This window comes from Pseudomonas sp. 39004 (assembly GCF_028682155.1).
Classification (GTDB): Bacteria; Pseudomonadota; Gammaproteobacteria; order Pseudomonadales; family Pseudomonadaceae; genus Aquipseudomonas; species Aquipseudomonas capeferrum.
Map to the genome: position 1 here is coordinate 1 of NZ_JANIAG010000193.1, position 9499 is coordinate 9499.

Here is a 9499-nt window from a genome sequence, read left to right on the forward strand (position 1 = left end):
GATGCAGTCGTGCTCGCAGGGTAAAGTTTTCAAGGCGACGCTCGCCATGCCCGTCGATCGCGCCGAACGCGACCTCGTTACTGTAGGGGACGGGATCAGTCCATGAGAACTTTCCGTCCACACGCCGTCCCAGCGTAAAGTGAATACGATCCACGATGACTGATGCGTCGGTGCGGTTTTCGACCACCAACTCTTTGAAGTCCAGAATCACGATATTGTTCTCGAAGCGCATGTCTCCGTTGGCTCGGATTTTCAGGGGCATCAACTCGGTGCCCGCTACGGTCAGTTTGTCGGACCCATTCGAAAATGAAAACTCGCGTGGCATTTGACCCGCTATCCGAACCGGTTTCTTGCTCGGCGCGGGCGTTTCGGCGCTCATCGAGTAACTGATCCAGCCCATGATGCCTATCGCCATTATCAACGATACGAACAACAGGAATGCAGGCAGCCGGCCTGTTCTCACCACTGCCGCAATGCTGCGAACAAAGCCCCAAGTGATATAGAGCAGATGGAACATCAAGCCAAGATTGAACACGGCCATCACAACCATCAAATGAGGAGGAAAGTTGTTGATCTCCTCTGCTGTCTTCAATTCCGCTGCACCGCCCTCCTCCAGCGCGTTCATCATTTGCGTGAAGAAGCCATCCGGGAAAAAGCTGACCCATACTGTGAAGTAAAGGACCCCGCACGTGATGATGGCTGCACAGAATCTCAACGCGTATGTAAATCGCCCACGAGGGTGGGCCCTGGCAGGCCCAAAGCGGGTAATCAAAGATGCAAGCCCGTAGACCAGGCCAACAAAGATGACAACCACTCCGAGGATATTACCCAAAGGCACCAATGCATCGAAGTCTTCCCTCAGTACCATGGACAGCATCAGCAGGCCAACTGCCGAGAGGCTGACCCCAAGCAAAGCCGATGTCATGCCTGATGCCGTACCTCGTAATGCAATGCCCCCTGCACTCACTGGGTACAGGAGGCTGTAGAAAAGATCGGCAACCATCGCCCCGATCGATGCCCCTCCTGCCCCTGTAGCGGCCAGAACATTGCTGCCGATGGCACGTTCGAGCGCCTTGATTCGCCCCAGCTCAGGGCCTGTGCAGTCGACCGCATGCAGTTTTGCGAGCCAGGCAATGGCTGCGGGTAGCTCGGTCAGGGCTGATTTCCCCGCGCCGCTGCCAACCACCACGGGAATAATTGGCTTGCCAAGGCTTCGGGCAATATTGAGTTCTTCATGCAGGTAGTCCGGGCCGCTTTCGCGTAACGACGGTTCGCTCCAGCTATCACCCACTGCGCAAATAACCACACTGCTTTGTATGACCGCTGCCCTCATCTCCGCTTGCCAGTCCGTGCCGCCGAGAAAGCCATCCTGATCGAGCACAACTGACGCTTGCCCGAAATAACCGCGCAGGTGCTGCTCGAGGGCGCTGACTCCGGCCGTATAGTCTTTGCGACGATAGCTGATGAAGATCGATGCCATCTGAGCCTCCCTACCCAATGCCTGGGTAGCGTCCACCGGGTGACTGATGTAACCGCATGGCACGGCATGAGCTGAATAACCCACACGCTAGTCGTAGCGGTTTATCCAAGCGAATCAGTTGCCATGCCTTTCCAATGCTGTCGGATCGCCTGCAGCGTGATGCCTTCATTCGCTTCATAGAAGCCTGAGCCTGACAAACGCGGGCATGTCTGCGAGCCCGCGTGATGCAGCGCTATGACTTCCCAGTCCCTGTTGAACACCGGGCTGCCGGAGCTACCCGGGTCGGTCGGCGTGCGGTAGTGCATCAGTCGCTCGTTGCCGCAGACGTCGAGCAGCACGCTGTCTTGAAGCGAGAACTGCAGTTCGCCGGCTCGCGGGTGACCGACGACGAAAGCTTTGGTTCGCGGTGAGGGCCAAGGGACAGTCGGCGCCACCGGGAGGCCAGCAGCACCGTTTGGCGTGCGGCTCAGGCGGCAGACGCTAACATCCAGCTTGCCCGGCGCCTCCTTCACGTTACCCAGTTGCCCTGGCTCCGAATTGAACAGGATCGCTTGCACCAGACAGGGGGGCACGCTGCCGTCTGCCTCCGTCTCGAAGGTGACGCGTGCATCGCTGCCGCGTATCGCTTTGGTCAAGGTATCGCTGATCACGTGGGCATTGGTGATGAACAGCAAGCCGTCATCGCCGAAAGCTGAACCCTGCACCAGGAAACCGGTGCCCATACGCACCCCTTTGTCGTTCGTCACGCAACCGATGTTAGGTGCGAGCGCGAGCATCTTGCGGATGTCGGCAACCGTGAACGACTTTTCACCGCAAAAGTTCTTTTCGAGCTCTTCGGGATTTTGTTGAAGCCATTGCAACTGACGGGCGTCCACGGACCAACGGCGCTGAGTGCGCAGCATGTGCCGTTCAAAGATCCTGGCCAAGCGCCCCGCACACGTGGATTCGTCCAGTGGGGCTCCACTCCAGATTTCGCGCACCTGGCGAAAATAGCTCTCCATCTCGAACGGGCCGCATTTCGGGTGCGCCAAGAACCGGTACAACCACAATTCGGCCCAGTCGCACCAGCTCTCGTCCGGCAGGAAGCGGCTCAAGGCAAGGCACGCTTCGGACGCAGTTGCCAGCGCCCATGGGTCGGCAGGCTTGGTTCGTATAGCGACGGTTGCCTGCTTCAAAACATCGTGGGCCAACTCGATGAGTACCTGGATCGGCTGTGCTATCCGATCGTGCAGGCGTACCCGCAGCGCCAGTACATTCACGTCGAGGAAGAAGCTTGGTTGCGCTAGCTGCTTCTTCTGGTAGTAAGCGATTGACTCGGCGAGTACGTTCACATTGTCCGTCAGCACAAACCGTTGCTTGCGGATACGCCCGCGCAACGCGTTGTAGTCCTTCTCCTCTGCCTGGTATTCCAGGTCTGTCGGGTGCCTGATCGCCATTTGGTCGGCTTCGTCGAGCAGATCGTCGGCCCCTTCCAGAGCGCCAAGCTCCACCTTCGCCTGGGCGAGCAGGCGCTGGATCATGGCGTCGCAACCGAAGGTATCGTGCCAGGCGACGCCTAACTCGTGCACATGTTCGAAATGGCGGTGCCTGCGCAGCAGGTCCATGGCCTCGCGGACGCTCTTGCGCGAAGCCTGCTTGCCATCGAGCACCTCGTCAGCGAGCAAATGCACAGCGTGCGTCAGCAACTGCAACGGTGGGTTGGGAAACTCGCCACGTTTCAGGGCCATGGCGAGTTCACCCGCTGACATGGGCGACATCAGCGTGATATCCCGAGGGTATGCATCAGCAATGAGCGGAACTGCCTGCCGGCAAAATAGTGGGTGACTGTATGGCGCCAGTTTCCCCAGTTGCTCTCTCTAACATCCTCCACCCTACGCCCCTGCGTGGGGCGGAAATCGTCCATTCTCGGGTCAGCACCACAGATGGGGTCGAGGGGGTCGTAGACGTTGATCCATCGACCGAGCCCAGGTGGGAAATCGACGTGTTGCAGCCCATCGGCCCGCAGTTGCTCCTGCACTTCGGTGATGCCCAGCGGCGATCCAAGGGTGAACAGCACCTCCACCGGAGGGCATTGCTTGCAGTTGCGCAGAACGTCGTAGGCGATCATCGTGCCCATGCTATGAGTTACCAGCACCAGCTTGTTGGCCTGCTCCGCCGCTTTTCTCAAGTCATCGATCAGGCGCTGGCGCAGCTCATCACGCACCTTGAAGATCACGCCATCGGCTGGCCGCGCATAGTCCTTGTTGAACAGGAAGTAATACGCTTCCATCGCCGCTTTTTTGATGATGGCCTCCTTCACAGGCCCCGGCAGCCACGAGGCGATCTCCAATTGCGTAGGTTGCTGTGCAGCTGGATGGGCTACAAGGCACGGCGGCTCGGGTGGGAAAGGCGCCTCGCGCATCTTGCGCTCCACCTCAGCAAGGAACCTTGCTTCTTTTTCATTGGCAGGCGTCGGGATGGCAAGCTCGCCTGCTATCTGGTGCAGGCTCCCCAGGTCAACGACAGAACCGTCCCTGGACTCATAAAACGCATCGAGATCTGTTTCGTAATCGGTGCCGTAGAATACGTCTGCATAGTAGTTGAACAGGCCTGGCACGCCCTGGGTATCGAGGTCGATCCCTGGGTTGTGACCATGAAAAGGTGCAGGGGTGTCCGCTCGCTCCAGCCCCCAACGCCAGATTTCCTCAAGCTTTTCAGGCGAAGGCTTCTTTGCCAGCCCATGCACAAAGACGACCGCATATTTCCTCATGCTCCTTCCTCCCCACCTGTGCACTGGAACAGCGCCTGGGCGTCGCCGCAGAACGACCGTGGGGCCGGCCCGCCTTCTTTGATGGCATTCGCCATGGCGCGAGCATGATTCATGTCTGCAGGATGAAAACGGACGAGTTTGCCTTTGCTGTGGCCTGCTACGAGTTCGTCGCGGGCGATCGCGCCGCCGCCGATGGCGATCATCACGTCACTGGCATCGACCATGGCCTGTGAGGTGGAGGACAGATGTTCATTGGGCTGCATGCCACCCCAGGTAGGGTCGTCCACCATGAACACACGCTCGCAATCCTTGGAAAACAGCACCCCCTCGGCGCGCGCCCGCGACGAGACGATACCTACGGTGCGAAACCCTTTACGCAGTGCCAGTGGATAGACCATGCCAATGCCTTGCGCAGTGGCACCCGAGCACACGATGGTATCCCGAGGGTCGAAGGTCGCGAGCTCTGCCAGCAACACCTCCCGGGCTCGAGCTTCATCCTCATAGCCCGCGTCGGAAAAACCCAGAAAGGTCACCACTCGCTTCTCGCCGAGGGAGCGAATGCCGTCGACCGCTGCTTGTGCGTCCATGGAGTGGATCTCTTGGCGAAAACCCCGTGCGCTGGGGCAAGGCCTGCCGGTTTCAATTTGATCGTTATGAAAACCGGCATGGGTCAATTACTTGACGAAAGCACTAAACCGAAAGTTCTGCAACTTACCAAGCTGGTTAAGGCCTTCGCAATGAAGGCCCAACGCAGCACACACTAACCCACCACGTTTGAGGTATTAATCCAGGCCACCCTGGCACACATACTTGATGTGCATGTATTCCGCCAGGCCGTGAACGGAGCCTTCGCGGCCATAACCCGAGTCCTTCACCCCGCCGAACGGCGCAGCTTCGGCAGCCAGCGCGCCTTCGTTCACTCCGACAATGCCGCACTCCAGCGCATCGGTAACGCGGTGCACACGGCGCAGGTCGTTGGTATAGAAGTAGGCTGCCAACCCGAACGGCGAGTCGTTGGCCATCTTGATGACTTCCTCCTCGGTGTCGAATTGAGTGATCGGCGCGACGGGCCCGAAGGTTTCCTCATGGAAGCACTTGGCAGCGCGGTCTACGTCGGCCAGAACGGTTGGCGCGTAGTATGTGGACTCGGCGCGCTGTTCGGTGAACAGGCGCTTGCCGCCGGTCAGCACTCGGGCGCCCCGGGCAACGGCATCGTCAACGTGCTCTTCGATTTTGGCGATGGCTTTGGCGTTGATCATTGGCCCGATCTGCGACGCCGGATCGCTCGCCGGGCCGACGACCAGGGCTGCTACGCGGGCTGCCAGCTTCTCCAGAAACCTGCCGTAGATCTTCGACTGAACGTAGACACGGTTGGGGCACACGCAGGTTTGGCCGCCGTTACGGAACTTGGCAACCATCAAGCCTTCTACCGCAGCATCGACATCGGCATCTTCGAACACGATGAACGGAGCGTTACCACCCAACTCCAACGCCAGCTTTTTCAGGGTACGGGAGGATTCGTGGGCAAGGTGCTTACCCACGGGGGTCGAGCCGGTGAAGGTGATTTTACGAACGCGCGCATCGTCCAGCCACACATCGGCAACTGTCTTTGACGAGAGGGTGTTGACGATATTCAGCACACCTGCCGGCACGCCCGCCTCTTGCGCAAGCTTGACCAAGGCCAACGCAGTGAGTGGGGTTTCTGCTGCGGGTTTACACACGACGGTACAACCGGCAGCCAGTGCAGGCGCGATTTTCCGGGCAATCATCGCGGCGGGGAAGTTCCAGGGCGTGATGGCAGCAACGATACCCACAGGCTCCCAGTAGGCTGTCATTTTACGGCCACGCACCGCCTGAGGAATGATGTCGCCGTTCGCGCGGGTCGCTTCTTCTGCAAACCACTCGACATAACTGGCGGCGTAAGCGATTTCACCAATGGCTTCCGCAAGAGGTTTGCCCTGTTCAGAGGAAATGATTTTGCCCAGATCCTCGGCGTTCGCCATGATCAGGTCATTCCAGCGTTTCAAAATGACAGCGCGTTGCTTGGCGGGCGTGGCGCGCCAAGCTTCAAAAGCGGCGGCTGCCGCTTCAACGGCGGCTTGAGCATCTTTTTCGTCGCTGTTTGCAACCCAGGCAACAGGCTCCCCAGTCGCCGGGTTATTGACCGGCAGGGTGGCGCCCGATACGGCAACTTGCCACACACCCGCAATATAGTTCTTGGTAACCATCAACGCTTCGCGCTGCAGTTTAAAGCTCATAAAACCCCCAATTGAGTAGTAGACTTCGCAACTAAGCCGACAGGCCGCGACACCGCGCGTGCCCAGTAACTATCGCTTTAAGCGATTGCATCGAATCTGATGCACGATTCCGATAAGCACCAACGCCAGCCCTGCACTGCCCGTAGACACCACCAGCACCTGGTAGTCAGGCATGAACGACATCACCCCCAGGCAAACCACGATGAACACGATCACCGCCCAGGTCAGCCAAGGGAACAGCCACATCTTCAACGGGATGTCACTGCCTTTGAGTTCCAACTTGCGTCGCATCTTCAGTTGAGAGCAGGCGATGACCAGGTAAACCAGCAGTGCAATAGTGCCGGTCATGTTCATTAGCGTATCCAGTACATCCTTGGGCCGCAGCGCCTCACTAAAGTTGATCAGTGCCAGAATCACAGCCACCAGGCACGAGCCAATGATCGCGTAGACCGGGATGCCCGTTCCGGCCTTGGTGAACTTGAAGAACGCAGGCGCGTCACCGCGGGTGGCCAAGGAGAAGAGCATGCGCGAGGCGGTGTAGTGCGCAGAAATCAGGCAACTGCTCACCGAGGTCAGCACCACGAAGTTCATCAGCACTTCTGCACCAGGCACCCCAAGCAGCTCCAGTGTCCGGCGGTACGAGCCATAGCCCGACACGCCCAGCATGGGGTCATTCCACGGCACCAGGCATACAATCAGGAAGATCGACCCCACGTAAAACAGCCCTACACGCCAGACAACCGACTTCGTCGTCTTGATGATCTGCTGCGAGGGGTTTGCAGACTCTGACGCTGCAATGGTCGCAATCTCTGCCCCCAGGAATGCAAACATTACCCCGAGCATTGCGCCGACGACGGGGTCTATGCCGTTTGGCATAAAGCCATGCGCGGTCAGATTACTGATGCCGCTCACCTCCCCCAGCGTCCAGAGGTTGGTCACGGCCAGGCCGCACACAATCAGGAAGCAGAAGATCGCCACCACTTTGATCAAGGCGAACCAGAACTCGAATTCACCGTAGTTCTTCACATTGAAGAAGTTGATACTGAGCAAAACCAGGGTCGTTGCCAGCACAAAGACATTGATGCTGATCGATGGAAACCAGCCGTTGAGGATTTTGCCGGCAACGTACGCTTCCCACGCCATCAGGCTGACCCAGTAACCCCAGTACAGCCACCCAATGGTAAACCCGGCCCAGCGACCAATGGCGCGGTCGGCGTAGGTCGAGAATGACCCAGTATCTGGCGATGACGTTGCCATTTCCCCCAGCATTCGCATGATCAGCATCATCAGAATGCCGCCAACCAGAAAGGCCAGAACGGCGGCTGGCCCCGCGCTGTGAATGATACTCCCCGACCCTACGAACAATGAGCCACCAATGACCCCTGCGATCGACATCATTGTCAGATGCCGGGACTTCAGGCCCGCCTTTAGTTGGCTGTCATGGGTGTTTGGTTTATCGATACTTATACTTGTATTCATGATCGAGGCACCTCTATTAATTGACGGGAACATTGACGCGCGAGAAACCGCCAACCCCCTTCCCGGCACGCTGTTTGATTAACTTGCGGTGTGATAGCCCCCTGCAGGGAGGGGGCAAGTTCAAGTCGGTGAACGTGAACAGAATGATCCGTTCAATCCCTTCACCGGCAAGCAGTCGGACTCAGGCTTGTGCGGCAACCAGTGCACGCTCGAACATGCCAAGTGCCTTGGCAACGTCCTGTTCAGTGATCACCAACGGGCAGATAAAGCGAACCACGTTGCGGTACACACCACATTTGATGAGCAGCAGGCCCTCTTCACGGGCAGCGTCAATCACGCGCTGCGCCATCGCCGCATCCGGCTCTTTGCTGTCGCGATTGGAAACGAATTCGACCGCTGCCATGGCACCAATGGCGCGTACGTGGCCGATGCTGTTGAAACGGCCCTCAAGTTGCTTGAAGCCTTCCAGCAGTTGCGCACCAATAGCGCGGCTACGCTCGGTCAGGTTCTCGGACTCGAAGATCTTGATCACTTCCAGGGCAGCGGCGCAGCCCAGTGGGTTGCCACCGTAGGTGCCGCCCAGGCCGCCTGGCTGCGGGGCATCCATGATTCGGGCACGGCCGACAACGCCCGAGATCGGCAAGCCGCCGGCCAGGCTCTTGGCAACGGTTACCAGGTCAGGCTGGATGCCGGCGTGCTCGAAGCCAAACATTTTGCCGGTACGGCCAAAGCCGGTCTGGATTTCATCGCAGATCAGCACGATGCCCAGTTCTTCGGTTTTCTTGCGCAGTGCACGCATGAACTCGACGGGCGCTGCGATAAAGCCACCGTCACCCTGTACTGGCTCGATGATGATTGCCGCAACACGATCAGCAGCGATCTGCGTGTCGAACACCTCCTGCAGGGCCACCAGCGCTTTCTCGGTGGTGATGCCTCGGTATTCGTTCGGGTACGGGGTGTGGTAGATGTCCGGCGCGTAAGGGCCGAAGTTCTGGCGGTACGGCTGGCTCATGCCGGTCAGGGTCATGCCCATCAAGGTACGGCCGTGGAAACCGCCGCGGAATGCGATCACACCTGGGCGGTTGGTGTAGCCCCGCGCGATCTTGATGGCGTTCTCAACCGCTTCGGCACCGGTGGTCAGGAACACCGACTTGTAGTGCTCTGGGCCGCCAACCAGGTTATTCAGCTTCGCAGCCAGATCGGTGTATTGGTCGTAAGCCGCAACCTGGAAGCAGATATGCGAGAAGGTGTCCAACTGCTTGCGTACCGCTTCGACCACACGCGGGTGATTGTGCCCCACGTTCAACACGCCTATGCCACCCACGAAATCCAGGTATTTCTTACCTTGATCATCCCATAGGTAGGCACCCGCAGCGCGGCTCACCGTAATGGGGTGAGCGACTGCAACACCGTTGGAAACATGCTGGGCACGCGCCGATACAGACAATTTTTGTTGAGAGGACATAGCATTCACCTTTATGTGTCAGTGTTTAATGCTAACCACTGCCCTTCCCTCCAACTACAACCAGGAAG

Annotated in this window: 7 protein-coding genes; all 7 read right to left on the reverse strand. The window is 58.5% G+C overall.

What is annotated here, in order from left to right; translation table 11 throughout:
* The coding region (locus NP534_RS23375) for a toll/interleukin-1 receptor domain-containing protein (protein WP_274100261.1) at nucleotides 1-1480 on the reverse strand (1480 nt) is incomplete at its 3' end.
* A gap of 101 nt (nucleotides 1481-1581) precedes the next feature.
* On the reverse strand, nucleotides 1582-3207 hold the full coding sequence (locus NP534_RS23380) for a serine protease (protein ID WP_274100262.1): 1626 nt from the start codon (nucleotides 3205-3207) through the stop codon (nucleotides 1582-1584).
* Between the two features lie 29 nt (nucleotides 3208-3236).
* Nucleotides 3237-4229, reverse strand: coding sequence for a hypothetical protein (locus NP534_RS23385; RefSeq protein WP_274100263.1), 993 nt, complete (start codon nucleotides 4227-4229; stop codon nucleotides 3237-3239).
* Entirely contained in the window at nucleotides 4226-4816 is a 591-nt protein-coding gene (locus NP534_RS23390; RefSeq protein ID WP_274100264.1) for a hypothetical protein, read from the reverse strand. The genes NP534_RS23385 and NP534_RS23390 overlap by 4 nt, the downstream gene beginning before the upstream one ends.
* Before the next feature lie 195 nt (nucleotides 4817-5011).
* Nucleotides 5012-6487 (reverse strand): NAD-dependent succinate-semialdehyde dehydrogenase, encoded by a 1476-nt coding sequence (locus NP534_RS23395; RefSeq protein ID WP_274100265.1) that lies wholly within the window; start codon nucleotides 6485-6487, stop codon nucleotides 5012-5014.
* A gap of 69 nt (nucleotides 6488-6556) precedes the next feature.
* Complete coding sequence (locus NP534_RS23400) at nucleotides 6557-7966, reverse strand: amino acid permease (RefSeq protein ID WP_274100266.1); 1410 nt, start codon at nucleotides 7964-7966, stop codon at nucleotides 6557-6559.
* Nucleotides 7967-8147: 181 nt separating this feature from the next.
* Complete coding sequence (gabT, locus tag NP534_RS23405; protein WP_033697808.1) at nucleotides 8148-9431, reverse strand: 4-aminobutyrate--2-oxoglutarate transaminase; 1284 nt, start codon at nucleotides 9429-9431, stop codon at nucleotides 8148-8150.
* Nucleotides 9432-9499: the final 68 nt, after the last annotated feature.